Here is a 25003-nt window from a genome sequence, read left to right as displayed (position 1 = left end):
GAATTATACTTTTTGGACAGGTTAGATTTTTCAAATTATTCTGAGAAGTGGTAAACAAATGATAAGTTTAAGCCATTGAAGTAAAACCAATAGGTATTTTGATTTAGTTAAAAAAAAAGGCGAAATAATTATATAAATATTTGCGGAGTATTCCTGATAATATTACATTGTACTAATATTACAAAAAAATACTATTTTAATGATATGATGATCGTTGACAAGGCTTTACAGTTTAGAGAGGACATTAACAATCCTATCCGTGTCGGCATACTTGGTGCGGGCTATATGGCAATTGGTATAGTTAATCAAATTGAGAGATATACTCCCGGTATGAAAGTGGTTGCTATTTGTAACAGAAATTTAGACAAAGCTATCCACTGCTATCAAAAGGCAGGCATAACTAGCGTGATGGATTGTGAGGACGATACAAGCTTTGACAGCTGTATACGTCAGGGTGTAGCCGTTGTCACTAGTAACCCGGAGCTACTTACTCAGTCTTCTGAGGTTGACATACTCGTAGAAGCCACAGGTACAATAGCTTATGCAGCAAAGGTAACCATGTCTGCTATAGAGCATCGTAAACCTATGGTGTTGATGAATGCCGAACTTGATTCAACTATAGGCCCCATACTTAAACATTATGCCGATCAGGCTAACGTAATTCTAAGTGGGAGTGATGGTGATCAGCCTGGCGTAATCATGAATTTATACCGCTTTGTTAAAAATATGGGCTTCACTCCACTTGTATGTGGTAATATCAAAGGCTTTCTGGATGAGCACAAGAGTCCGGCAGATATGGATGCATATGCCAAGAATGCAGGGCAAAACGTCAACATGATTACTAATTTTACTGATGGTACCAAGATTGCCTTTGAGCAGGCTTCTGTAGCTAATGCCACTGGCATGGGGGTTTCCAAAAGAGGTATGAATGCCTTCCGCTCACAAGAGCATATTGATAAACTTACCGATCTATATGATGTTGAAGAGCTCAAAGCTATGGGCGGAATTGTAGATTATGTTGTGGGAGCTCAACCTGGGCCTGGAGTTTATGTATACGCTACTACCGAGGATGAGATGTCAAAAGAATATTTAAACTATCTTAAACTAGGTAAAGGTCCTATTTATAGCTTTTACACACCATATCACTTATGCTATTTTGAGGTTCCCAACTCCATAGCCAGAGTTTTTCATTTTAGTGATCCTGTAATGGCACCCATAGGAGGACCAGTAGTAGAAGTAATAACTACTGCCAAAACCGATCTTAAAGCAGGACAAACTCTTGATGGATTTGGAGGCTATACTTCTTATGGACAGTGTGAGAATGCTGATATCGTGAGAAAAGAAAATCTGCTACCTATAGGTTTATCAGAAGGTGTAGTACTGAAAAGAGATATTGCAAAAGATGAGGTAATTAGTTTTGATGATGTAGAGTTCAATGAGGACGATTTTATCTTTAAACTTTATGAAGAACAGGTCAATCACTTCTTTCCTGAAAATAAATTTAAAAAGCCGTCTTTGCTGAAGCATTAAGCAAACCAAATTATGTATACAAAACCGGCTCAATGCCGGTTTTTTTCTATTATCAAAATATTTTTATGGATCAGGAGTTATTGTATAAAAAGGATGAATTCTCATCAAAAAAGCCTATATTAGCAGGATTAAGCAATTGTATGTATACCCTATAGTGAACTTTATCCATAAGTAATTTCTTTTTTTTATATAATTTAAAGGGATATGCAATTCTGATTTTGAGAATTGAATTACATATCTAAATTTGCGCATTCATTAAACGTTTCCACTATGAGCCAGGCAGAAAAAACAAGATACTCAGAAGAAGAGCTTAAAGAATTTGAGGTGTTGATAGACGAAAAACTGGCGAAAGCCAAAGAAGAGCTAGAAACCATCAAAGCAAGCTTAAGTCGTAAAAATGATAGTGGTACTGATACTACTTCAGGCAACACCAAATTGATGGAAGATGGAGCTGATACCCTTGAAAAAGAAAGCCTAAGTCAGTTGGCTGCTCGTCAGCAGAAATTTATCAATCAGCTAGAAAGTGCTAAAGCGCGTATCAAAAATGGTACTTATGGTATTTGTATAGATACCGGAAAACTTATCTCCAAGGAAAGGTTAAGAGCAGTGCCTCATACCAGGCATTCTATTGAAGCTAAACTGAAAAATCAGTAAATAAATTTACCTAACCTTCAAAAAGTATTATTCTTGGAGTTTTTGAAAAACCACATTGAGGCACTTATCTTTTGTGCCTCTAAACCTATTAGAATTGCTGATATACAGAGCTGTCTCAACGAAATGTTTGATGCCGAAATATCTGAGGAAGACATCAGGGCAGCAATAGAGCAAATTGTAGAGCAGTACCGCCAGGATCAATATCCTTTTGAAGTTGTACACATTGGCGGTGGTTACCAGTTTCTTACAAAACCTGCTTATCAGGCGAGCATCAGTATCCTGCTAAAACAGCAATCTAATAAGCGCCTTTCTACTGCTGCTCTGGAGACACTTTCTATCATTGCCTATAAGCAGCCCGTTACCAAAGTGCATGTTGAGCAAATAAGAGGGGTGGGTTGCGATTATGCTATACAAAAGCTGTTAGAAAAATCTCTTATTGAGATAAAAGGGAAAGATGATAGCATTGGCAAGCCTTTATTATACGGCACCACGGACTTCTTTATGCAGTATTTTGGAATTAACAAAATAAGCGACCTGCCTACACCCAAAGATTTTGAGAAAAAAGAGAATGAGATAGGGGTACAAGACGGTGATTATGAAGAAAGCGAAGGAGATGAAGAGACATCAGACACTGATACCGATATCTAGAGAGCATCATGAGATTTTGATGCTCGCACAGCTTCTTAAAGAAGGAGCACCCCCTTATCGTGGTATGCCGAAATCCCATTCGGATAAATTAAAGCATGCTGAGAAAGAATACCAAAGGTTGATCCTGCCTCACCTTAAAAGGGATATGGAGCGTTTATTTCCTTTCCTTCAGCCCTATCATAAATTTGAAGCTCAGCTTGCAGCTTTGAATATTTTACAGGAAGAGATAAAAGAGTTGTTTGATAAAGTACTCAGGCTGGAAAGCAAAGAAAAAAATGACCTAGGTTTAAAGCTTGAAAAGTACGTGAGAACAAAAGAAAGGTCTTTATTTCAGGAAGTGCAAAACGAGCTGAAAGAGAGCGAGTTACAGTCACTCTCTAATCATCTATATCAGTAAAAAAATTCAGAAATGAGAAACTATACAGTTTCTTCCTCCAGCATTTTCAATATATCCTCTACAAACTCTCGCTGATTAGATAGGCGTGGTACTTTATTTTGTCCACCTAGCTTTCCTCTTCGTTTCATCCATCTGTAGAAAGTGCCAGGTTCTACGTGGTGTATCACTGGTGCTACTACTGCTATATCTTTCTGACGTTTGGCATCATAGTCAGAGTTTATTTTGCGAAGTGTATCGTCTAAAGCCTGGGTAAAATCATCCAGGCTTGCTGCTGGCAGCTTAGAAAACTCAATAATCCACTCGTGGCAACCTTTTTGTCTGCCACTGATATATCTGGGTGCAGCTGTAAAATCATCTACCAGTGCGCCGGTAGCCTCGCAGGCTGCTGCTATCGCTTTTTCAGCATTCTCTACAATTAGCTCTTCTCCAAAGGCATTAATATAGTGCTTGGTGCGTCCGCTAATAACGAAGCGATAAGGGTTAAGTGAAGTAAACTTAATTGTATCGCCAATTTTGTATCGCCAAAGACCGGCATTAGTAGAAATTACAACAGCATAATTCTTATTTACTTCAACTTCATTTAGGCTGAGCGTACGTGGGAGTTCACTATCAAACTCCTCGCTAGGGATAAATTCATAAAAAATGCCATAGTCAAGCATTAGTAGCATCTCTGTAGACGCCTTTTGATCCTGTATACCAAAGAAACCTTCTGTAGCATTATATGTCTCCAGATAGTGCATTTTAGGTGAAGGAATCAGTTCTTTAAACACCGAGCGATAAGGAGTAAAAGATACAGCTCCATGCACAAACAGTTCCAGATTAGGCCAGATTTCAAGAATGTTATTAGCCCCTCTCATCTCAATAATTCGCTGAAGCAGAAAGATTGTCCAGGTAGGTACCCCGGCAATACTGGTTACATTCTCTTCAACAGTAGCTTTGGCAATTTTCTCAATTTTCTCTTCCCAGTTTTCCATCAGAGCAATTTCCAGCTTGGGAGTACGTGAGAGCTGTGCCCAAAAGGGAAGGTTTTTCATGATGACAGCAGAAACATCACCACTGTAGGTTTCCCCATTACCATCAAGTGGGTTAATCTGCTGACTACCCCCAATTGCCAGGTTCTTTCCGGAAAACATCTTACTCTCCGGATAATTGTTCAGATATATGGAAATTAGATCTTTTCCGCCTTTAAAGTGACAGTCTTCAAGTGCTTCATTGGAAACAGGAATGTATTTACTTTTGGAGTTGGTAGTCCCCGATGATTTTGCAAACCATTTAATCTTGCTGGGCCACAGTACCTGTTGTTCTCCACGCATAATACGTTCAATATATGGGAAGAACTGCTCATAAGATACCACAGGTACTCGCTCCTGAAAATCTTTTATAGTATGTATGCTCGCAAAATGATACTCTTTGCCGTAAGCAGTATTTTTAGCTGTATCTATCAGGTTAGAAAAAACTTCTTGCTGTACCTCGTTAGGGTATTTTAAAAAAAGCTCTATTTGATGAATTCTTTTCTTCATCAACCACGTCATTACCGAATTAATCAGTTCCATGCACTTAGTGTCTCAGGTTAATTTGCTTAAAGTAAAAGCTATGCCTGCTCAAATTAAAATTTACGGCGAAGCTCAAAATGCTGACCCAGATATACTCTTCTTACCTGCTCATCGTTAGCCAGGTCTTCTGCACTACCAGCTTTGAGTAGTTTGCCTTCAAACATCAGGTACGCCCTGTCTGTAATAGAGAGCGTTTCGTTTACATTATGGTCAGTAATTAAGATACCAATATTTTTGTTTTTAAGTTGGGCTACAATAGTTTGAATTTCTTCTACTGCTATAGGATCTACCCCAGCGAAAGGTTCATCTAACAATACAAAATCAGGATCTACTGCCAGGGCTCTGGCTATCTCTGTTCTTCTTCTTTCGCCCCCAGACAAAACCATGCCCAGGTTTTTTCTCACGTGTGTAAGGCTAAACTCTTCCAGTAGGGCATCAGCTTTTTCCTGGCGTTCTTTTTTGCTTAAAGAGGTCATCTCCAAAACGGCCAGAATATTATCTTCCACACTAAGTTTACGAAATACCGAAGCCTCCTGTGCCAGATAACCAATACCTCGCTTGGCCCTTTTGTACATGGGTAGGGTGGTAATATCGTCTCCCTCTAAAAATATCTGCCCTTCGTTAGGTTTTATTAAGCCTACTATCATATAGAAGGTAGTCGTTTTTCCAGCGCCATTGGGTCCCAAAAGACCTACAATCTCTCCCTGAGCCACCTCTACACTTATGTGATCTACGACTGTTCTTTTCTTATACTTCTTGACTAAATTTTCGCCTCTTAGTCTCTTCATTTATTTAAGTTGTAGTGTTCTGAAACGCCAGCACAAGCTGTATGTTACAATTTATAAAGCAAAAAACCTGCTATAATTCGTGTAAGAATAAGCTTAGGCAATTGTACTTATTTGCTTGACAGGTTCTCATGCTAAATATAAATAATGGTTTTGCCAGTTATTTAACTCTTATACCTTTTGCACTTAACATACATAAAAGTGGCGAAATTTACGTCTTCTTTGCCACTTTGCTATCACAATTAACGGATTAGAGTGTAAGTTTGCATAAATATTTTAGGATGAACTATCAGGAGGCAACTCAATACTTATATAATACTCTGCCTATGTTTCAGCGCATAGGTAATACGGCATTTAAAAAAGATCTAAGCAATACATTGGCCTTTTGTGAACAATTAGGCAATCCTCAGCACAAGTTTCCTAGTGTACATATTGCAGGTACTAATGGTAAGGGGAGTAGTGCACATAGTATAGCAGCCATATTGCAGACAGCTGGTTACAAAACAGGGCTATATACTTCTCCTCATCTAAAAGCCTTTACCGAAAGAATAAAAATAAATGGTATAGAAATAGACCAGAAAAGTGTAGTGAGCTTTGTAGAGGAGTATCAAAGTTTTATGGAAGCCCTTAGGCCTTCTTTTTTTGAGACTACTGTAGCTATGGCTTTTGACTACTTTGCCACACAGGAAGTTGATATTGCCATTATTGAAGTGGGAATGGGAGGGAGGTTTGACTCTACCAATGTCATTAAACCCCTGCTTAGCCTGATAACTCATATTGGCTATGATCATATGGCTTTTCTAGGAGACACCCTGGACAAAATTGCTTTTGAAAAAGGGGGGGTTATCAAAGCAAATACTCCAGTAGTAATAGGTGAAAAGCAGGATGAAACCTCTCCTGTGTTTGAAGAACTAGCTATAGATAGAAAAGCTATGCTGTATTATGCTCAAAACTTCTACAGAGCGGAAATAGCAGGTGTGGTAGATGCAAAATACAGTGTAAATATTTTTCATGATTCAGTACTGGCTTTTGAGAATTTAAGCCTTTCGTTGGGAGCACACTATCAGCTTAAAAATTTACCAGGCATACTAAAGTCTATAGACATTCTGAAAGAGAAAGGCTATACAATTGGTAATGACGATATTCGCAGAGGTTTAGGAGAAGTGAGCACACTTACCGGACTGAAAGGGAGGTGGCAGATTTTACATAAGAAGCCACTAGTTATTTGTGACACCGGCCATAATAAAGGAGCATTGCTGGAAATCAGGCAGCAGCTTCAGCATTTACAATACGATAAACTTTATATAGTTTTTGGCACTAGTGAGGAGAAAGATCCAGCTGAGCTATTGTCGCTAATGCCACAGGAGGCATATTATATTTTCTGTAAGGCAGACCTACCAAGAGCTATGGGAGTAGAAAAGTTAACGAGCTGTGCCAAAAATTTGGGCTTAAGCTCAGAAGAAAGTAGCTCAGTAATGGATGCCTTTAAAAAAGCAAAGGCATTAGCCCAGGGAAATGACTGTATTTTTGTAGGAGGTAGTACCTTTGTGGTAGCCGAAATAGATGATTTATAATGAGGAATAAACTAAGCAGATTTAAGGATAACGAAGAGCGAAGAAACGTTGTACAGGCAGGCAAGCCTATCTTTGAAACCATAAAAGGGAACTGGAGTCAGTTTTTTGAAAACGATAACCCTATCATTTTTGAGCTAGGTTGTGGACGTGGCGAGTATACCATAGGGCTAGCGCGCCGCTTTCCAGACAACAACTATGTTGGTGTAGATGTAAAAGGGGCCAGAATCTGGAAGGGTAGTAGCGTGGCAGTAGAAGAGCAACTGGAGAATGTAGCTTTTCTTCGCCTCAGAATATTAGAGATAGAGCAGCAGGTAGCAGAGAATGAGCTCAGCGAAATATGGATTACTTTCCCGGATCCTCGCCCAAAGAAGAAAGATATCAAGCGTAGACTTACCAGCGAGCGCTTCATGAATATATATAAGAAACTATTGAAGCCCGGGGGAATAGTACACTTTAAAACAGATAATGCTCCTCTTTTTGAGTTTACGTTGGATTTGCTCAATGCTAGACAGGATATTGAAAATCTGGAATACACCTGGGATTATCATGCCTCTCTATATAAGGATGAATTACCTGATATTGTAACCAAGTATGAGGAAAAATTTATGAAAGAAGGTTATAAAATAAAGTACCTGCGTTTCTCTTTTCCTAAATAAAGAAGATATACATCTGTCTGCTCAACTTAAAGACAGGAGCAGGCAGAGACCTATGCTATTCTTCTACTACTTATTTTTTTTATTATTCATAATTAATATTTTAAGCCCATCTTGTTTGAATAATTTTCATTATTTTCTATTTTACTCATGACGTTATTAACAATATGTTAGTATTATGGAAAATTCAATAGAGAAAGAAACTATCAATGGGCTGTTAAACCTGATCACTAACCAACATAGCGATATCAGCTGGAAAAAAAGATGCCTGTATAGTAATGGAGAAAATAACCATGTGCTTGAGATCCGGCTGTATCAATACCCTGATGATTACCCTATTGGTAGAATAGTATATAATGCTAATAATGGTAATGTTATTCAGATGAAATACCGGGGTCGTTATAACCGTAACTCTACCAATATAGTGGATGTTCTTCTGGATACTATTAATATGGAAAACCAGTCACACACCATCGCCTAAAACCTAATTTTCTTCTAATTCACTGGGCTCTTCTTATCTTTGCGGCTTATACTTTTAAGCAGCTATGGATAACATCTCCTTTTCGTTGGCTGATTCAGATATACCCGCAGTTGTATCTATCAGCCTAACTATTATTGGGTTTATAATTTTTTGGTTTACTGCCGAGTCTCCAAAACGCAAAAAAGCCTTTGATCAAAAATACCCTTCAGATAAGGCTACCGTACTTTGGGTACAGTTTCAAAAATATACTGGTGTTATATTTCTGGGAGTTATTCCTCTCATTATCAGTCTTTTGTTTTTACCCTATTCGCTAGCCGAACTGGGTTTAAACTTTGAAAACACAGCCACTTCCATGCTCTGGATTCTGGGGCTTTCCTGTATCATCTTTCCACTGAATATTAATGCGGCCAAGCGTCCTCAGAATCTGGCTATGTACCCCATGATCAGAGCCAGGGTCTGGACCACAAAACTCATTTTAATTAATGCTCTGGCAACTATCTCTTACCTGTTTGCTTACGAATTGCTCTTCAGAGGTATACTGCTAACTACCTGTGTAGATAGTCTGGGAATATGGCCTGCCATAGCCATTAATGTGGCACTCTACTCTGCCGTACACTTGCCTAAAGGTCCGGCAGAAACAATTGGTGCTATACCTTTCGGTCTATTAATTTGTTATATCACCCTAACCACAGGAACAATTTGGGTGGCAGTAGTTATTCATGTAATTCTATCATTAAGTAACGACTATCTGGCATTATACTATAATCCGGAGATGCAGGTAAAACGAAATTCATGAAAAAACTCAAATTTGAAGGTAAAGTAGCAGTAATTACAGGCTCTAGCCGGGGGATAGGAAAAGCTACAGCCATATTATTGGCTCGCCAGGGAGCAAAAATAGTACTGAATAGTAGAAGTGTAGACAAACTAAACCAGACTGCCGAAGAACTAAGTAATAGCGGGTTTGAGGTAATAGCTATTCCTGCAGACGTAAGCAAAGTTGAAGACTGCCGGAGGCTCATTGAAGATAGCGTGAGCCATTTTGAAAGAATAGACATTCTTGTGAACAATGCTGGTATGTCTTCCAGAGGCTACTTTGAAGAGTTAGACCCACAGGTATTTCAGGATATGATGAACATTAATTTTCTGGGCTGTATGTATCCTACACGTTTTGCTGTACCTTACCTAAAAGAGAGCCAAGGCAGTGTTGTATTTATTTCTAGCGTGGCGGGTATACGTGGTTTACCTGAGACAATTATGTATTGTGCATCTAAAATGGCGCTAACTTCTGTCGCGGAATCTTTGAAGGTAGAACTGGCCGAATACAATATTCATGTAGGTTTGGTGTACGTGGGAATCACTAAAAATGAAGCAGGCAAAAGGGTTATCGGAAAAGATGGTAAATTGGTGGCTTTAGAGTCTAGAGATGACCGAAATGCCCAGACGCCGGAAGAGGTAGCAAAGTCTGTAGTGCGCAACATACGAAAGAGGAAGTTCAAATCTGTACTTACAACTTTAGGTAAACTCAATTATGTAGCTAATCTTGTGATGCCCAGAGTTGTAGATAGAGTTTTGGTAAAAGCAAAGGACAGAATTAAACAAATGAACAAATAAGCAGACCGTAAGTAGTTTCTGTCGCAATAGCCAAATGAGAAAACCAACATAAGTGTCTCAAACTAGATAGTGTTACCAAAATGATTATTTTGGGGTAGTTTATTGTTGTAAAATAAAGAGCAATCGTTTTAGTATGCTATATTGCTGGATTATTGCAATAAAAAATTTATGCTAATGTTAGCTATTAAACACAGCCTCGCCCTGTCATCAAGTCTATGAAAAAAGTCAAAAAAATACTTTTGATAGATGATGATAGTATTGCCAATTTTGTCAACAAGCATTTGATCAAATGGATGCAGATCAGTGAAGAGCTTTGTGTGCTGGATAATTTTCAGGAGGCTCGTCAAGAGTTGTATTGCTCACTGGAAAATCTTGATAGTCAGGAGCAGCAGTGCGAAATGGTTATTTTACTGGATGCTCAACTTAAGGATCGTAATGAGCTGTTGCCTTCGCATGTATTAAAAAAACTAGCGGTAGATGAATGCAATCACCTGCTGATGATAGTAATACTTTACGATTCGTTGAACGATCCTTCCCTTCAATTTATAGTTAAAGACTCAATAGAAAAGCCAATCACCAGCGAAAAACTCAAGCAGGCATGGTCATCTTTTTAACGTGGCTTTCTTTAAATAGCATAAAGAAGACTTCTGAACATAAAAAAAGGCTGCTCCATAATTGGGACAGCCTTATGAGTAGGGGTAGTGTAATTTTAGTTTGCTCTTTGCTGTAAGTCGTCAGAGGCAGTGCCACGCTTACGTGCCTGCTTTACTTTATCATTTCCGAAGCGGTAAGATAAGTTCAGCATAAATATTCTTGACTCCCATTTGTTTTGTACACGGGTATCAATATCGCCCTGAACTATATTTACTTTGTTTTTTCTCATATTAAATACATCATCCAGACTAGCCTGTACTTTTAGTTTTCCAAAAGTTTTAGAAATACCAGCATCTACCTGATATTGTTCACCAATTTCAAATACACCCCAAAGCTGAGGAGATAGATACATACCCATCACTTCCAGCTTTACATCGCCTGGCAAAGAAAAGGTGTTCTGTGCTCTGGCCATATAGCTAAGTTGACTTTTATCAATCTGCTCTCCTTCAGAAAAAGGCGATTCAACAATATTGTAAAAACCTGTCAGGTTTAAATTTAGCATCCACCACTGCGATACGGGTAGGGGAGCTGCAATATTGGCACTGTAATTTACTCGCTTGTCCAGGTTTACATTGGTCTGATAAGTAGTCTGGCTAGCCTCATCCTGTTCCAGTACTTCAGTAATTGCATCAATAGTCTGGTTGTAGTTTAGCGTTAAAAATACCGCGCTTTTATAAGCATAGTTAAAAGCGTAGGCATTGGTATACTGAGGGTTCAGGAATGGGTTTCCTCTTTCAAAAGTAAAGCGATCCAGAAAGAACTCAAATGGGTTGAGGTTACCATAATTAGGTCTGTCAATTCTTCGGCTGTAAGATGCAGAGAAGTTATGGCTGTCAGACATTTTATAAGAAACACTCGCACTAGGGAAGAGGTTAAAGTACTCTCTCTCTGCTGTACTATCCAATGTAACAGAATAGCCTAATGAAGAGGTGTACTCTCCTCGTAAGCCAGCCTGCATTTGCCAGCTATCGTTAAACTTTTTACTCAGGTTAAGGTAGGCAGCGTGTATGGTTTCATCGTACTGGAACTGATTGCTTCTACTCGTATCGTTCACTAGTTGCTCATCAACCAAATGGTTAAAGTCCAGGGTATTATCTGTACTTACTTTGCTGCTTTTTAGTCCTGCTTCTAGCCCCCAGTCTCCTAATACTTTAGCAGAATAGTCTGTTTTTACAGCCATAATCTCAATCTCTGTATCCATATGAGTGCGAACTAAAAGAGGATTTTCGGTTGTGTTTCCCTCATTTCTATAATAGAAGTTATCATTTCGCTGAAAACTGGAGTTGTCCCATACTGCATAGTCCGCATCCAGACTAAGCTGGCCTTTGTTATTAAACTCATGCTTAAAATTCAGGTTATAGGTCAGGTTTTCCCAGTTATTACCCGAGCGGTTTTCGGCATTAAGCCCGTCAAAGTTATTTTGGTTGTATCCGCTTATCACAGTAAGCGATTTAGCGTCTCCATTCCATTCGCCTATACTACCACTAAACAGTACGCCTACTGTGCTTTTAGGCGTTAGATACCAGTCGGCGCCTGCTCTTAAATTGTTGTTACTTACCCAGTTAATCATGCGAGAAGACTGATCAAAAGAAGTAATCAACGTATCATTATCAGCATTCAGTACAGGTACATTTCTGTAAATATCATTGTTCTGAAAACGCTTGGAATAATAGTGATTGTAGTTACCGTAGAGGTTCATCTTTTCGGTACGGTAGTTCAGGTTAATACCAGGGTTAAGTTTAGGGTACTCACCATGTCCTACACCCAGGCTCAGATTTCCGTTTAGACCGAGGTCTGCTGCTTTTTTTCTGACGATATTAATAATACCTGCATTGCCAGAAGCATCATAACGTGCTGGTGGGTTATCCATAATCTCTACCTTCTCAATATTTTCAGCAGAGGTTCCTTCCAGTAATTGGGCCAAATCACTGCTAGATAGGTAGGTAGGCTTGCCATCCATATATACTAAAACATTACTTTTGCCCTTTACGCTGATGTTTCCATCCTGATCTACAACCACCCCGGGTGATTTTTTTAATACTTCCAGAGCATTGCCATTTTTGAGTATAGGGCTGGCATCTACATTCACAACCAGGGCATTGGGTGTCATTTCCAGCAAAGGTTTGGCGGCAGAAACAACTACTTCGCTTAGCTCGGTAGTGGACTCCTCCATACTAATTTGTGCTAAAACCGTATTTTTGTTAATATATGTGGGCTGAGAAAAGTAACTATTATAGCCTACCATCTGAGCGGAGATAAGGTAATTGCCCTCTTCAATTCGCTCTATGCTATAACGTCCTAAAGAATCTGTAATGGATCCTTTTACTAATGATGAGTCCTGAGCCTGAAGTAGGAGTACATTGGCAAAGGGTACCGCTTCCTGATTCTGGTCTACTAACTTTCCGGATAGATCGTACTGAGCCTGGCTAACATTGATGCAGAGCATAAGTGCCATGAAGGGGTAAATACATCGGCTTAAGGAAGAAAAAATAAAGGTAAGCATCTGGTATCTATGGTTTGGGTTAATGTTCTATAAGTTTATCTGGTAATGCCGGACAAACTAACTGCCTGACCGACACCTGCCCCTAAGTCAAGATTGATACCATTACGCAAAAATGTAGCAAAGACTATAGCTAATACTTCTCAGTATGTAATCAATGTTTTGTGAGTTAATATTCTGAAAGTCAATATTTTATGAATGAATAAAAAGTAATTCAAGAATTTGTATAAGTACAGACTTATTGAAAAAATAATTTTCTGATTTACACCCCACCTTGTACACAAGTGAACAAGCAGTGTCCGATTACGCACATAGAAATGAAGCAGAATGCATGCAATATATCTTTTATGACAAGTGATCCTTTTCAGTATAAGAATGACAGAAAAGATATCAATTTTTTGAAATTTCTATGAACAATGCCTGCTTTGCTACGCTTTTACGACGGTGAGAGAAACTAAGCGTCAGTGAAAAGTGTCTTACGAGTATAATGCTTTTTTGAAATATACCGGTAAATAAAACTTAGTGGTTATGACTTAAATGATCGGGCTAATTCACTTAGCTATTTTGCTTGTTTTCTCACAAAAAAGTAATAAGTTTGGTCGGTTTGGAAGTTATTTTTTAATACAAATAGTCCTCTTTTAATCAATTGATTTAGCGCGTATCGCGTAAGTCTTCCGCAAAGCATGATAAACCCTACAAATAAAGAGTCGCATAGGTTAAGTACGCTTCAGGATTACCAGATCATGGATACTCTGGAGGAGCGTGATTTTGATGATATTGCTGAGATTGCCTCACAGATTTGTGGTACACCTATTTCTTTAATTACGCTGGTAGATGATAAAAGGCAGTGGTTTAAATCACATCATGGCCTGGCTACGACTGAAACTCCCCGCGAACATGCCTTTTGTGCTTATGCTATTGAGCAGGCTCATGAAGTAATGGTAGTATCTGACCCATTAAACGACCCTCGTTTCAGAAATAATCCATTGGTTACACACGACCCTCATATTCGTTTTTATGCGGGAGCACCTCTATTAGCACCTAATGGCGAAGCTCTGGGCACCCTTTGCGTTATAGACCGCAAACCGAATGCCCTTAACGAAAATCAACTCAAAGCTCTTAAAGCTTTGGCTAATCAGGTAATGGCTCAGATGGAACTTAGAAAGAAAATCCGCCAGCTGGAAGAGATCAACAAAGATCTGAATGAGTATGCGTATATCGTATCGCACGACCTTAAATCTCCGCTGAATACTTTGCTCTCTATAGTTGAGCTTTTTAAGATTAATTACTTAAGTCATTTTGATGAAAGAGGCGGGCAAATGCTAGGTATGATGGAGAGTCGTCTGACGCACCTTAAAAACCTGATTGATGGTATTCTTCATTACTCATTACTAGGCCGCGACAAAGGTGGAAAAAATTTGCTGGATTTAAATATTGAAATACCCCAGATTGTAGATAACATTTCTACGGAAGAGGATATAAATATTCGTGTGCAGGAGTATTTGCCCAGCCTGCTGATCAATAAAGCTTCCCTTGAGCAGATATTTCAAAACCTGCTAACCAATGCTGTCAAATACAACGACAAAGACAAGGTAGAGATAGATATTAGTTGTCGTCCTAAAGGAGGAGCTTACTGGGAGTTTACCGTATCGGATAATGGCCGGGGGATAGAAGAAAAATTCATTCCGCAAATTTTTAAACCTTTCAGGACTAAGCATACCAAAGATCGCTATGGTAATGAAGGTACCGGCATAGGGCTAGCCACTGTCAAAAAGCTGGTCAACCGAAACGGGGGTAGTATAGAGGTAGAGTCTGAGCCAGGTAAGGGGAGTAAGTTCATCTTTACGCTACGTTCCAGCGAAGGGGAAGGGGAGTTGTAGATGAGCATTGATTGTTGTTAGAGCATCTATCTAATCAAATTTTATCAATTCTCTGTCATCATAACACTTTACAAGGGCAGCCACGTGATTTGTAAAACAAAAACAATATAGAGTTGATTGTAAATTTAACGGTTAGTGGCAATTTGGTTAAGTAAATTAGGTAGCGAATTCTTGTTTTAAATAAAAATCAATGGTTTTCAAAAGCTCTTTTTTATACTTATAAATATCATCTAAAGAATCAATAGGTACTTTTGTTTCATTCTTTTCACCATCAAAAAGACCAAGGTATTTAACGGTTTGAGCATTGAACCTTAGTCTTGCTAAGGGTTTTCTATTATTGTCATCTAGTAAAATACCAAAGTAGCTTTTGGTATCTCTAAACTGTACACGCTCACCTTCTACCTTTTCTCTTAGTATTGCTTTTATAATTAAAAAGCCTTCTTTTTCTTCTTCAGTAGTTTCAATACCATTTTCTTGACCCGACGAAGATTCTATTACTTCTTCAGTTCCTATAACTGGCTCGTTTTTGTTAATTTCAGACTCTTCTTTATCTAAAGCAGATTGGAATTTTTCGCTAATAATTTCATTTATCCAGATAGACAATGACTTTTTCACAATACCTGTAAACTGTTGTACCACCTTTTCTGTAGCGCGCCCTGAATAAACCTGAGAAATAAAATATTTTACAAATTGCTCGGAAGGTGTTTTTATTTCCGAATTCATCAATGTTCTTATTTCATTCGTGTACTTTAATTCACTAGCATTACTGAATATCTCCTCTACATCAAAATAGGATTTATGAAACTTTTTCAGCTCTTCAATTACATTATCTCTAACCTTTGTGATATCAAAAGTTAGAAAAGGTTTTTCATCCATTTTATTTGGATCAACTAAATCTGTAAAAAACTTATATTCTACACCATTGGTGAGAATAGCAAATTTAGCTTTAGTGGTATGGAAATATCTAAATAGTTGTGTGTCGTGAGGGTCTAACTTACAACCGGATGTTTTACATTCAATAAAAATTGTAGGTTCTTCTTTATCAATAATTGCATAATCTACTTTTTCTCCTTTTTTAATGCCAATGTCAGCTACAAATTCGGGAACTACTTCCAGTGGATTAAACACATCATAACCTAATGCACTTATGAAGGGAAGAATCAAGGCATTTTTAGTTGCCTCTTCAGTTGAAACCTGTTTTTGAAGCTTTTCGGCTCTTTCAGAAAGCTGCCTGATTTGATCTTTAAAGTCCATTGCTAATTGATTAGGTTGTTGTATATAATAATCTAATCATATTTTATAATAATATTAAGTAATAGTTAAGTAAATCTATTGAAAGTGCTCGTTTTCAGGTATTTACATTCTAATTTATTGAGCAATTTTATCTAATGGAGGTATATGCAAACATAAAAAAACCGCTTACAAGACAGTGCTTATAAGCGGTTTAGTAGATGTGCAACCGGAAGGAGTCGAACCCTCAACCTTCTGATCCGTAGTCAGACGCTCTATCCAATTGAGCTACGGTTGCGTTTTGGAGATGCAAATGTAGCGATGATATCTTTAATTCAAAACCATTTTCAAAAAAAATCAAAAAAAGGGGCTCAACCCCTTCTTCTTATTTGATCGTACGGTTTCTGAAAAGCCTCACATTTCCTGCCTCAAAGCCTCTTAAAAAATAGTTATCATTCTGTGTGGTAGAAGTAGGAGACAGGCTTAAATTACCGGGTGCGCGTGTGTCGGCTAAGGATAAGCCATGATCTGACAAATTGATATTTTGCAGACTGATATAAGTTCCTTCATCATCACTGATGGCATCTTTCTCGTGCTTTCTCCAAAGTGCTTCCAGTTTTTCCTGTGTTTCTGTTTTATGGTTATCCATGATCAAAAAATTTATGTTGTACAAAAAATAGTTGTTAATCAACTACTTACTGAACACATATCAGGGCTAATTGTTTGTGTGTAATCTATTGATAATTAGATGATTAAATAATTTCTCTCTTCTTGTCATCCTCATTTCGTTCACTATGGTTTTTGTCTTCAGGCTCTATCTTATCTATTTCTTTATCAATGGCCTGCCAGTAGTTACTCGCAAAATCTTCATAAGGCTCTATCTTATTCCCACTTAATACCAGTGCCAGCGTCATTGCAATGCTGGTAATCAGGATCATAAATAAGAGTACCCCCGAATTAAAATTAGGCTCCTGCATTTCGGCAGGTATGCCAAAGAAGAGCAAAATAGTGATGAGACCACGGGGTGCGATAAATAGTTGGGGTAAAATATTTTTCTGCACGAATATTTTCAGCAGAACGAAACGCAGAACATACACTATCCCCAGTAATATAAGGCTTACAATGGCGACTCTCAGGTTAAAAAGAGAGGCTATTGTAATAGTCATCCCAAAAATTACGAAGAAGAAAGTACGCACCACAAAAGCAGTTTCCATCGTTACCAGCCTAAAGTTATTGAGTATGCTATTGACAGAGGGACTGCTTAGCATTTTCTTTAGCGGACCAATAAAAAACATCTTATGATTATTCAGCACCAACCCAAAGATCAGAATAATAATCAGTGAAGAAAGGTGGAATAGCTTACCGATAGAATACAAAAGCAAAAGCACTGAGATAAGCAGAAAAAGCTTGACCTGTGTATCCAGTTTCTGGAAAACCAGTACCAGCGCATAACTGATAACTACCGAAAGTGTGATGGTAATCAGGATGTTACTGACTACATCCCAAACAATCAGGTGCGTATCTGTAGTATCAGCATTACCTATTAGGAAGTAAAAGAGCATAATCCCAAGGATATCAGAAAATGTAGCCTCATAGACCATAAACTCTTTCTTGTGCTCATCCAGTGCTCCAACACTGGGGATTACGATGGCACTACTCATAATAGAAAGAGGCACCGCATAGACTGTTGCCTTAAAAAAATCATCAATGTAAAAGTACTGAATGACATAAGCTGAAGCCACAGTGCCTATAATTAAGGCGACCAATGCCACTGAAAAAGACTTCCAGATGATGGGCCACTTATCTTTACTCAGTTCCAGGTCCAGAGCCGCTTCCAGCACTATCATTGTAAGTCCTACAATACCTAATATCTCCAGTATGTTCATGAGCCACTCGCCCGTTAAGATACCAAAGCTCTCCGATGCCCATTTAAGACCTACACCCAAAATGATAAGCAGCAGTACACTGGGTATATTTGTTTTTTTAGAGACTACATTAAACAAATATGATAGGATGATGATCACTGAGGTGGCGATCACCACTATATACGCATTAAATTCTGTCATAGATTTAAATTCCATCCGATGATTGATAGCTAAACGCTTATAACCATCATAGGTTTATAATAAATTTTTACTTTTTAGAAGAAACTATCTCAAGCAGTTGAGAGTTTCTGCTGCCTTCGTTAGTAAGCAGTCCGAAATTATCGCTTTTGTAATCCCAGTTAGCATAGGCGATGTCGTTTTCTTCAAAAATAGCTTTCATATCCTGATACCAGCGTAAGCGGTCTTCTTGCGGCGCGCTAGTAATAACGCCCCACTCTCCGCAGTATAATGGGAGGCCGGTCTCCTGCGCTACTCTGATTGGTTTACGCATCATATACGCTAGCGTATCTTTATGATAAGTTTGCAATCTGTGCCCAATCATATCCTTCATCTCCTGCGAAAGAGAAGCGTATTCATCTTCCTGCACAATGCTTCCCGGATAGTGTACAGGCCCTTCGTAATCAGCGAGATTAGTCCAGCTGGCCTGATAATGTGTGAGTAAAAAAGGCTCGTAAAAATGAAAGCTGAGTAGAATGTTTTTATCATTGGCGGGCACATTAAGCTCATCAAAAGTATCCGCAGACTGCCAGCGGTTAGAGCCAATTACTATGGTACGTTCTGGTTCCAGCTCACGTATGGCGGAAAATGCTTTGGCTACCAGCTGATTCCAGTCTTCCGGATCGTCAGCTACGGGCTCGTTCATAAGCTCGTAGGCCAGCATACCATTAGGGTACTGCTCAAACTCAGCAGAAAAAGCTCTCCATAGCGCGATAAACTTCTCCTGAGCAGCAGGCTCTGTCCATAAGGGTTTATCTTCAGCATTAAAATGGTGAGAGCGTAAAATATGCAAGTCTACAATAGCTCTTAGCCCATTCTTCTGACACCAGCCTAGCGCATTGTGCAGAAGTTGAAATGCCTCTTCCTCTTTATTGCCAGCCTCATCAAACATCTGCTCTTCGTCTACGGGAAAGCGCAAATGGTCAAAACCCAAATCAGCCAGATACTCTACATCTGCTTGTGTAAAAAAAGTAGCTCTTTCCTGCCCCCGGCGTCCACTTTGAGAAAGCCAGTGAGAGATGTTAGTACCAGCTTTAATCGTAAAAGACTCATAAGCTGGGTCTTCAGCTTTCTGCATAGGTTTCTCTTCCTGAGATGTTTTACAGGAAAGAATAAAAATACAACTAATAAAAAGTAGCGTATATAGGTTGTTGTAATGCATAGTTAATGTTGTTGGTTTATTCCTGACTAAGATATTAGTATTCTTAATATTATAAAATGTGCATGACCGCTGATCTTTTTAGTGACAAAAAATCGCTATTGGAATGCGCAATTGTTTTCTATTTATTTGCTGCTGACAGTAAGTTCCCAAAACCTATGAATAAACCTTTTGCCATTTACCGATCATCTGCCGGCTCTGGTAAAACCTATACCCTGGCAGTAGAGTACCTTAAACTGGCACTACAAAGCCCCGGAGCATTTAGAAACATACTCGCCGTCACTTTTACCAATAAGGCTACCCGCGAAATGAAAGGTCGTATTGTAGAGTTTTTGTATGAGCTGGCTAACGATCGTAATGCTCTTTTGCGGCAAACTTTTGAAGCCTCTACCGAACTAAAGGGCGATGAGCTACAAGAAAGGGCCCGACAGGTATTATCAAGCATACTGCATGGCTACTCATATTTTTCGGTAATGACGATTGATTCTTTTTTTCAGAAGGTAATACGTGCCTTTGCCCGGGAAATGGGGTTGCAGGCAGGCTTTGCGATTGAAATGGATCAGGAAAAGGTGCTGGACGAGGTTATTGATCAGCTGCTGGCCGAGATAGGAGGGGAGCAGCAAAAGCTTCTGCAAGACTGGTTAGTGCGTTTTTCCGAAGAAAAGGTAGAATCTGGTAAGGTGTGGGATTTTCGCCGTGACCTGAAGCAGCTCGCCGGAGAGTTGTTTAAAGAAGATTACAAGCTTTTGCAGGAAAAAACTCCAGAGCAGGATCATCTTCACTATCAGAATGTACTCTCTCAGCTTAAAGCCATCGTAAAAACATTTGAAAACAGTATGCAAAGCTTTGGAAAAGAAGGCTTACACATGATGGAGGCACATGGGCTGGAGTATACAGACTTTGCCTACGGCAAAAGTGGGGTAGGTAGTTATTTTGTAAGGCTGGCAGAGAAAACAGATTTTGACCCTAAAAAGAGGGCACTGGAAGCATCAGAGAATATTGAAAAATGGGCTACCAAGTCTTCCAAAAAGAAAGTCCAGATCTTAGAGGTGGTGAGTCTGGGGCTGAATGATATTTTACTTAAAGCCATACGGCTATACAATAATGATTTTGTGCTGTACCAGTCAGCCCTGCAACTGCTAAAATTTATTTATGCCTATGGTATACTTCAGGATATTGGTAAAAAAGTAGATCAATACAAAAGAGAAAATGACCTGATGCTTATTTCTGATGCATCCGTATTTCTCAAAAATATTATTGGCAAAGACGATACGCCTTTCATCTATGAGAAAATAGGCAGCAGCTTTCAGCATTTTCTGATTGATGAGTTTCAGGATACATCTGGTATGCAGTGGAATAATTTTCGTCCACTGATAGAGAATAGTCTGGACTCTGGCCTTAAAAACCTGGTGGTAGGTGACGTTAAGCAGTCTATCTACCGTTGGCGTGGTGGAGACTGGCAATTGTTGCTGGAAAAAATCCAGCAGGACATTCCTGAATGGAATACTGAAGTGTTTAATCTGGATACCAACTACCGCAGTACAAAACATGTAGTGGGTTTTAATAACTGGCTCTTTGCCACTCTTCCTCAGTTGGTGAGAGAGGCTATCTCCGATAAACTGGAAGAGCTAGGCGATGCTGAAAAAACTTGGCTGGAAAACAGAGCCGATATTATACCACGTGCCTATGAAGATGTACGTCAAAAGCTACCATTGCATAAGCAGAATACCGATGCCTGGCCCGGTTATGTGCATCTGCAAATGCTGGATAAAAAGCTGGAAGTAGATGATGCTTCCGTAGGCTGGAAAGATCAGGTGCGGGAGCGCCTGCCCCAATTGGTAGAAGATCTACAGGATAAAGGGTATGCACTCCGGGATATTGCTTTTCTGGTAAGAGACAAAAAAGCTGGAAAAGAAGTGGTAGACACTTTTATGAAATACAAAGCACAGGGTCTAGCCCGTGAGGGATATAATTATGAGGTAATTTCATCAGAGTCGCTTTTTCTTAGCAGTTCTCTTAGCGTAAACCTGCTCATTGACCTGCTTCGCATATTAGACAATCAGGATGATGCTATTGCGAGAGGAAGCGCCATTTTTAAGTACTTTAAGCTTAAAGGCATAAAGGCGGGCTCAGATCAACTTCATCAGGCTTTTGTAGAAGTGCACAACAAAGGTGAACATAAAGGGCTGGAGCTTTTTCCTCAGGCATTTGTAGAACTTATGGGGTATCTCAATAAATTACCTCTATACGAGTTGGTAGAAAACCTGATCGGTATTTTTGAGCTTAACCAAACTCATGAGCTGGCTTACTTACAGGCTTTTCAGGATGCGGTACTAGAGTACAGTGGGCATGAAACTGGCGACGTATACACTTTTTTGAAGTGGTGGGATGAAAAAGGAAAAGAAACTTCCGTGCAGGTATCAGAAGATGTAGATGCAATGCGAATTCTTACCATCCATAAGTCTAAAGGCTTACAGTATAAAGTAGTAGTTATTCCATTTTGCGATTGGGAACTGGATCATCGTCCGGGACAGGATAACATTATCTGGACCCAAACAGAACAGCAGCCTTTTGATCAATTTGGGCTCATGCCTATGCGTTATAGTAGTCGTCTGGCTTCTACCTATTTTAATATGGACTACTATCAGGAGATGATCAGAGCCTATATAGATAACTTAAATCTATTGTATGTGGCTTTTACAAGGGCTGAAGAAGCACTCTTCACCTATTCCGCACCGGCTGTCGCCCGTAATGGAAAGTGTCCTGTCAATTCGGTAGCTAATTTGTTGTACAATGCCTGCTCGCAAAGTGAGGGGGAGTATGCCGATGCCTGGGATGAAGAAAGCAGGAGTTTCAGGCTGGGAGAAATCGTGCAAAAAACTGAAGAGCAGAAAGAGACCTCCAATAGCCTGGAGATGAAATACTACCCCTCTGAACGCTGGAGAAACAGGCTAACGGTCAGGCCATTTGCAAAAGGTTTTTTCGCCTTTAGTCAGCAGGGGGAGATGATCATCAATAAGGCAATTATTATTAAAGATGTGCTGAGCAGGCTCTATCACTCAAATGATCTAGCTCAGGTTTTAGAGAAAGTTTTTTTTGAAAGAGGAATAAGTCAGCAGGAAAAAATTGAGCTGGGTACAACGCTTGAGCATATCTTGAAGACAGAACCCTTGGCTAAATGGTTTGGTGGTACATACGAAGCAGTTCACCTCAGAATGTCCCTTTCCAATGCTTATGGCACAATTTTTCAGCCGGACAGACTAATGCTCAATGGCAATGAGGCGGTAGTAGTACAGTTTCATGAGGCAAGAGGAGATCAGGAAAGTCTGCGTACGCTTAGGGGAAGTGTAAAAGTGCTTGAGCAAATGGGAATGCAGGTAGAGGCCTACCTGCTGGATTGTCAGCAACAGCAGGCCCTTCCTTTATCTTCTATTGTAACTGTAAAATAGCAATTTGTATTAGCCCGATTATGAAGCCAAGTACACCACCAAGTAGCTCAATAAACTTAAATTCTTTACTCATGATAGAGTAGAGTATGCTTTCCAGCTTATCGGTAGAGAAGTTTACTACTTTTTCGTAAACGGTTTTTTCCACATCTACATCTTGCTCAATTTTGTCTACGAAGCGGTCTATCAGTTCCGGAAGCATGAGCTGTACTTCTGCTAAAAGTGTAGCTTTAATTTTTTGCTTCAGTTCATCGTTCATAAACATGGCAAGCATAGGCATAATTTCAGTAAGGCGGTTGTCCAGAAAATCATCCAGCTTTTCGTTTACCACGGCCTCTACTTCTTCTGAACTTCCGGGTTTCTGTAAGCTTTTTTTGACATCTTCTACCGAGAATAATTCCTCCGCTACAATTTTACCCAGCTTTTCGGCCAGCTTCTTTTGTCTTTTAGGAAAGATACCCTGGATCTCCATAAATAGAAACTTCACCTTCTTTCTGGGGTGGAAGAGCATCTTGATAGCAATGTAATTAGTAATATATCCGGTAAGGGCGGCTATGATAGGTAGCGTCCAAATAATCATATTGTTAGTGTTAAATTTTTCCGCAAAAGTATGTGATAGAAAGTTTCATGCAAAGCTAAATCTGGCTTTTAGCAGGTCTGCAGGATGCAAGTTTCACAATATTTTTGTAGCTTTCGCATTGATAGGGCAAGCTAAGGCATGATACCTGATATTTTTTTTGCAGATGAAACAATCGATTGCACATACTTAATACAAACAATAACCAGAAGAATATGTCTAATAAACTTAACCGTAGGGATTTTATGAAATCTACCGGGGTAGCCGGTCTTGGTCTTGGCCTGGTAGGAGGTGTTTTTCCTGCATTCGGAAAAAATGCACCTAACGAAAAGGTAGTAGTGGCTGTGATGGGTCTGAATGGTAGAGGTGGAGGCCTTACCAACGAAATTGCCAGAATGGATGGCTATGAGATTGCGTATATCTGCGATGTAGATGAGCGTGCTGTAGAAAAGGGTATAGAAATTACCATGAAGCACCAAAACCAGAAGAAAAAGCCCAAAGGTATTAAAGATTTTCGCAAAGCGCTGGACGATAAGGATGTAGACGCTATAGTAATAGCTGCTCCCGACCATTGGCATACACCTGCCTCTATTATGGCGTTACAGGCCGGAAAACATGTGTATGTAGAGAAACCTTGCGGCCATAACCCTAAAGAGGGAGAGATGCTGGTAGACGCCCAGAAGAAATACGGCAAAATTGTGCAGATGGGTAACCAACAGCGTTCAGCAGAAGAATCTATAGAAGCTATCAACGAAATTCGCAAAGGCGTAATAGGTACACCTTACTTTGGTAAAGCCTGGTATGCCAATACACGCGGGCCTATAGGAAATGGCAATAGTGCTCCGATTCCAGAGTGGTTGGACTACGAGCTTTGGCAAGGTCCGGCACCAAGAGAAGACTATCAGGATAACCTGATTCACTACAACTGGCACTGGTTTAAAAAATGGGGAACCGGAGAAATCTGTAATAACGGAACACACGAAATTGATATTTGCCGCTGGGCTTTAGGTGTAGACTACCCCGTACGGGTAAGCTCTAATGGTGGACGTTATCACTACGAAGACGATTGGGAGTTTTACGATACACAGATCGCAAACTTTGATTTTGAAGATAATAAAACTATTACCTGGGAAGGTAGAAGCTGTAATGGCCGCCCGGTAGAAGGTAGAGGACGTGGATCTGCAATTTACGGCACGGAAGGCACCATGATTATAGACAGAAATGGCTATGAGTTGTACGATAAAGACAACAAACTAGTAAAAACAGTGACTCCGGAAACTAAAAATGCAACCATGGATACTGTAGGAGGTGACCGCCTGACGGCCCTACACTTTATGAATTTCCAGGATGCAATACGTACAGGAGCGAGCCAGAACTCGCCAATTGATGAAGGTCACAAAAGTGTATTGCTTTGCCATTTAGGAAATATAGCTCAGGAAGTAGGTGAATCACTGACAATCAATCCTAAAAATGGTCATATAGAAAATAACAAGGAGGCTATGAAAATGTGGGGTAGGGAGTATGCTCCAGGTTGGGAACCTTCTGTATAATTTTTATCTAGGTGGATAA

Annotated in this window: 21 protein-coding genes and 1 tRNA gene; 13 read left to right on the top strand and 9 right to left on the bottom strand. The window is 39.5% G+C overall.

From position 1 onward, the window contains the following. The first annotated feature begins 204 nt into the window (after positions 1 to 204). The 4 genes from PZB74_RS21570 (at position 205) to PZB74_RS21555 (ending at position 3229) form a co-directional block, all read left to right on the top strand. Positions 205 to 1530 carry an NAD(P)H-dependent oxidoreductase gene (locus PZB74_RS21570; protein ID WP_302239413.1) on the top strand — a complete coding sequence of 442 codons (1326 nt, stop codon included), beginning with the start codon at positions 205 to 207 and terminating at the stop codon, positions 1528 to 1530. Positions 1531 to 1800: 270 nt separating this feature from the next. Further along, the gene (locus PZB74_RS21565; RefSeq protein WP_302239411.1) at positions 1801 to 2184 is read left to right on the top strand and encodes a TraR/DksA family transcriptional regulator; all 384 of its coding nucleotides are present in this window, start codon (positions 1801 to 1803) and stop codon (positions 2182 to 2184) included. 33 nt (positions 2185 to 2217) lie between these two features. Continuing rightward, positions 2218 to 2832, top strand: a complete 615-nt coding sequence (gene scpB / locus PZB74_RS21560) for an SMC-Scp complex subunit ScpB (RefSeq protein WP_302239409.1) — start codon at positions 2218 to 2220, stop codon at positions 2830 to 2832. Then, positions 2780 to 3229, top strand: a complete 450-nt coding sequence (locus tag PZB74_RS21555; RefSeq protein WP_302239408.1) for a hypothetical protein — start codon at positions 2780 to 2782, stop codon at positions 3227 to 3229. Before scpB ends, PZB74_RS21555 begins: the two co-directional genes overlap by 53 nt. 20 nt (positions 3230 to 3249) lie before the next feature. On the opposite strand, the gene PZB74_RS21550 is transcribed toward PZB74_RS21555, so the two are convergent. Then, positions 3250 to 4782, bottom strand: coding sequence for a GH3 auxin-responsive promoter family protein (locus tag PZB74_RS21550; protein ID WP_302239407.1), 1533 nt, complete (start codon positions 4780 to 4782; stop codon positions 3250 to 3252). A 53-nt stretch (positions 4783 to 4835) separates the two neighbouring features. Beyond that, complete coding sequence (gene lptB / locus PZB74_RS21545; protein WP_302239406.1) at positions 4836 to 5570, bottom strand: LPS export ABC transporter ATP-binding protein; 735 nt, start codon at positions 5568 to 5570, stop codon at positions 4836 to 4838. Positions 5571 to 5893: 323 nt separating this feature from the next. Between lptB and PZB74_RS21540 the strand changes: the two genes are divergently transcribed. From PZB74_RS21540 to PZB74_RS21515, 6 genes are all read left to right on the top strand, one after another. Beyond that, entirely contained in the window at positions 5894 to 7141 is a 1248-nt protein-coding gene (locus PZB74_RS21540; protein WP_302239405.1) for a bifunctional folylpolyglutamate synthase/dihydrofolate synthase, read from the top strand. Further along, positions 7141 to 7797, top strand: a complete 657-nt coding sequence (trmB, locus tag PZB74_RS21535) for a tRNA (guanosine(46)-N7)-methyltransferase TrmB (protein ID WP_367281454.1) — start codon at positions 7141 to 7143, stop codon at positions 7795 to 7797. The genes PZB74_RS21540 and trmB overlap by 1 nt, the downstream gene beginning before the upstream one ends. A gap of 175 nt (positions 7798 to 7972) precedes the next feature. Continuing rightward, the gene (locus PZB74_RS21530) at positions 7973 to 8275 is read left to right on the top strand and encodes a hypothetical protein (RefSeq protein ID WP_302239404.1); all 303 of its coding nucleotides are present in this window, start codon (positions 7973 to 7975) and stop codon (positions 8273 to 8275) included. A gap of 64 nt (positions 8276 to 8339) precedes the next feature. Further along, on the top strand, positions 8340 to 9071 hold the full coding sequence (locus PZB74_RS21525) for a CPBP family intramembrane glutamic endopeptidase (protein ID WP_302239402.1): 732 nt from the start codon (positions 8340 to 8342) through the stop codon (positions 9069 to 9071). Continuing rightward, positions 9068 to 9886: an SDR family oxidoreductase gene (locus tag PZB74_RS21520; RefSeq protein ID WP_302239401.1), complete on the top strand. Its 819-nt coding sequence runs from the start codon at positions 9068 to 9070 to the stop codon at positions 9884 to 9886. Before PZB74_RS21525 ends, PZB74_RS21520 begins: the two co-directional genes overlap by 4 nt. A 215-nt stretch (positions 9887 to 10101) precedes the next feature. Continuing rightward, entirely contained in the window at positions 10102 to 10500 is a 399-nt protein-coding gene (locus PZB74_RS21515) for a response regulator (protein WP_302239399.1), read from the top strand. A gap of 95 nt (positions 10501 to 10595) precedes the next feature. Here PZB74_RS21515 and PZB74_RS21510 read toward each other — a convergent pair whose 3' ends face one another. After that, positions 10596 to 13043, bottom strand: a complete 2448-nt coding sequence (locus PZB74_RS21510) for a TonB-dependent receptor (protein ID WP_302239396.1) — start codon at positions 13041 to 13043, stop codon at positions 10596 to 10598. A gap of 680 nt (positions 13044 to 13723) precedes the next feature. On the opposite strand from PZB74_RS21510, the gene PZB74_RS21505 reads away from it, so the two are divergent. Next, positions 13724 to 14920, top strand: coding sequence for a sensor histidine kinase (locus tag PZB74_RS21505; RefSeq protein WP_302239394.1), 1197 nt, complete (start codon positions 13724 to 13726; stop codon positions 14918 to 14920). 156 nt (positions 14921 to 15076) lie between these two features. Here PZB74_RS21505 and PZB74_RS21500 read toward each other — a convergent pair whose 3' ends face one another. The 5 genes from PZB74_RS21500 to PZB74_RS21480 all read right to left on the bottom strand — a co-directional run bounded on the left by PZB74_RS21500 (position 15077) and on the right by PZB74_RS21480 (position 19414). Beyond that, positions 15077 to 16174, bottom strand: a complete 1098-nt coding sequence (locus PZB74_RS21500; protein WP_302239392.1) for a type I restriction endonuclease — start codon at positions 16172 to 16174, stop codon at positions 15077 to 15079. 200 nt (positions 16175 to 16374) lie between these two features. Further along, positions 16375 to 16448: transfer RNA gene (locus PZB74_RS21495), tRNA-Arg, on the bottom strand. 87 nt (positions 16449 to 16535) lie between these two features. Beyond that, on the bottom strand, positions 16536 to 16799 hold the full coding sequence (locus tag PZB74_RS21490; RefSeq protein WP_302239391.1) for a hypothetical protein: 264 nt from the start codon (positions 16797 to 16799) through the stop codon (positions 16536 to 16538). Positions 16800 to 16902: 103 nt separating this feature from the next. Then, positions 16903 to 18216, bottom strand: a complete 1314-nt coding sequence (locus PZB74_RS21485; RefSeq protein ID WP_302239388.1) for a cation:proton antiporter domain-containing protein — start codon at positions 18214 to 18216, stop codon at positions 16903 to 16905. Between the two features lie 67 nt (positions 18217 to 18283). After that, positions 18284 to 19414, bottom strand: a complete 1131-nt coding sequence (locus PZB74_RS21480; RefSeq protein ID WP_302239387.1) for a glycoside hydrolase family 5 protein — start codon at positions 19412 to 19414, stop codon at positions 18284 to 18286. Between the two features lie 155 nt (positions 19415 to 19569). Here PZB74_RS21480 and PZB74_RS21475 point away from each other — a divergent pair, with 155 nt between their 5' ends. Continuing rightward, a complete protein-coding gene (locus PZB74_RS21475) occupies positions 19570 to 22860 on the top strand; it encodes a UvrD-helicase domain-containing protein (RefSeq protein WP_302239386.1) in 3291 nt (1096 codons plus the stop codon). On the opposite strand, the gene PZB74_RS21470 is transcribed toward PZB74_RS21475, so the two are convergent. Next, positions 22841 to 23437 (bottom strand): DUF445 domain-containing protein, encoded by a 597-nt coding sequence (locus tag PZB74_RS21470; RefSeq protein ID WP_302239384.1) that lies wholly within the window; start codon positions 23435 to 23437, stop codon positions 22841 to 22843. The two genes, PZB74_RS21475 and PZB74_RS21470, sit on opposite strands and share 20 nt — an antisense overlap. 212 nt (positions 23438 to 23649) lie before the next feature. Here PZB74_RS21470 and PZB74_RS21465 point away from each other — a divergent pair, with 212 nt between their 5' ends. Then, positions 23650 to 24984, top strand: coding sequence for a Gfo/Idh/MocA family protein (locus PZB74_RS21465; RefSeq protein WP_302239382.1), 1335 nt, complete (start codon positions 23650 to 23652; stop codon positions 24982 to 24984). Positions 24985 to 25003: the final 19 nt, after the last annotated feature.

This window comes from Porifericola rhodea, assembly GCF_030506305.1.
In the GTDB taxonomy this organism is placed as follows: domain Bacteria; phylum Bacteroidota; class Bacteroidia; order Cytophagales; family Cyclobacteriaceae; genus Catalinimonas; species Catalinimonas rhodea.
The sequence above is the reverse complement of the archived record's forward strand: the minus strand, read 5'-3'. Positions and strand labels throughout refer to the sequence as shown.

Coding starts and splice junctions, on each gene's coding strand:
- PZB74_RS21570 (WP_302239413.1), top strand. CDS start 205: ATGATGATCGTTGACAAGGCTTTACAGTTTAGAGAGGACATTAACAAT.
- PZB74_RS21565 (WP_302239411.1), top strand. CDS start 1,801: ATGAGCCAGGCAGAAAAAACAAGATACTCAGAAGAAGAGCTTAAAGAA.
- PZB74_RS21555 (WP_302239408.1), top strand. CDS start 2,780: ATGAAGAAAGCGAAGGAGATGAAGAGACATCAGACACTGATACCGATA.
- PZB74_RS21550 (WP_302239407.1), bottom strand. CDS start 4,782: ATGGAACTGATTAATTCGGTAATGACGTGGTTGATGAAGAAAAGAATT.
- lptB (WP_302239406.1), bottom strand. CDS start 5,570: ATGAAGAGACTAAGAGGCGAAAATTTAGTCAAGAAGTATAAGAAAAGA.
- PZB74_RS21540 (WP_302239405.1), top strand. CDS start 5,894: ATGTTTCAGCGCATAGGTAATACGGCATTTAAAAAAGATCTAAGCAAT.
- trmB (WP_367281454.1), top strand. CDS start 7,141: ATGAGGAATAAACTAAGCAGATTTAAGGATAACGAAGAGCGAAGAAAC.
- PZB74_RS21530 (WP_302239404.1), top strand. CDS start 7,973: ATGGAAAATTCAATAGAGAAAGAAACTATCAATGGGCTGTTAAACCTG.
- PZB74_RS21525 (WP_302239402.1), top strand. CDS start 8,340: ATGGATAACATCTCCTTTTCGTTGGCTGATTCAGATATACCCGCAGTT.
- PZB74_RS21520 (WP_302239401.1), top strand. CDS start 9,068: ATGAAAAAACTCAAATTTGAAGGTAAAGTAGCAGTAATTACAGGCTCT.
- PZB74_RS21515 (WP_302239399.1), top strand. CDS start 10,102: ATGAAAAAAGTCAAAAAAATACTTTTGATAGATGATGATAGTATTGCC.
- PZB74_RS21510 (WP_302239396.1), bottom strand. CDS start 13,043: ATGCTTACCTTTATTTTTTCTTCCTTAAGCCGATGTATTTACCCCTTC.
- PZB74_RS21505 (WP_302239394.1), top strand. CDS start 13,724: ATGATAAACCCTACAAATAAAGAGTCGCATAGGTTAAGTACGCTTCAG.
- PZB74_RS21500 (WP_302239392.1), bottom strand. CDS start 16,174: ATGGACTTTAAAGATCAAATCAGGCAGCTTTCTGAAAGAGCCGAAAAG.
- PZB74_RS21490 (WP_302239391.1), bottom strand. CDS start 16,799: ATGGATAACCATAAAACAGAAACACAGGAAAAACTGGAAGCACTTTGG.
- PZB74_RS21485 (WP_302239388.1), bottom strand. CDS start 18,216: ATGACAGAATTTAATGCGTATATAGTGGTGATCGCCACCTCAGTGATC.
- PZB74_RS21480 (WP_302239387.1), bottom strand. CDS start 19,414: ATGCATTACAACAACCTATATACGCTACTTTTTATTAGTTGTATTTTT.
- PZB74_RS21475 (WP_302239386.1), top strand. CDS start 19,570: ATGAATAAACCTTTTGCCATTTACCGATCATCTGCCGGCTCTGGTAAA.
- PZB74_RS21470 (WP_302239384.1), bottom strand. CDS start 23,437: ATGATTATTTGGACGCTACCTATCATAGCCGCCCTTACCGGATATATT.
- PZB74_RS21465 (WP_302239382.1), top strand. CDS start 23,650: ATGTCTAATAAACTTAACCGTAGGGATTTTATGAAATCTACCGGGGTA.